A 634-nucleotide genomic window follows, 5' to 3' on the forward strand; every position below is an offset into this window, starting at 1 on the left:
CGAAGACGTGTTTCTGTCGCAAGGACGTGTCTATCGATGGCTCCACGCCTGTTTCCACTGCCGCCCGACTCGACACCTTCGCCCGTGTCGCACCAATCAACCCTTATGCGTTGCTGAGATCAACTCATTATGCGGCCCGCCAGGGCGCAGGTAATCTTCGATCACCCGCATAATGCCGATGACTGCGCAGTTGATCTTATCGCGTTGCGACATCCGACCTTTTGTTTTCGAGTCGACCCTCGGCACCAATCACGCTTCAGAGTGAAGGACAGTGCCGTCTGGCCAACTGCTGCGCCCGACGATTGATCCGTTGATCCGTTGATCAGTTGCCGATGCGTGACAGGATGGTGATATGAGCGATGTCGAGGACGACTATGTCGACCTATACGAGGACCTTCTGGACAATTCGGAGTTCGCGGCGGGCGAGCCTGGCAAGAGGTTTGACTTCGACTCCGCCACCTGGGCGATCTCGGTTCTCTCGTCGGTGCTTACCATCGTCGGCACTAGCCTCGGCCCTTCGTTAAGGGTGTCCAAGGACTGGGCTGGAAACGAAGAAGTGCCTTCTGATCAGGGAAAATGGGACTTGCTGAGGGTCCGAGTTTCCTGTCACGGAAGGCACTTGCTGGGTGAAGGC

1 protein-coding gene is annotated in these 634 nt (G+C 56.9%); it reads left to right on the forward strand.

Annotated features, from left to right (window positions below; all coding sequences use genetic code 11):
• Positions 1-352: 352 nt before the first annotated feature.
• The coding region (locus C1I95_RS34325) for a hypothetical protein (RefSeq protein WP_146605956.1) at positions 353-634 on the forward strand (282 nt) is incomplete at its 3' end.

Origin of the sequence: Micromonospora craterilacus (assembly GCF_003236315.1) — a bacterium.
Lineage (GTDB): Bacteria > Actinomycetota > Actinomycetes > Mycobacteriales > Micromonosporaceae > Micromonospora > Micromonospora craterilacus.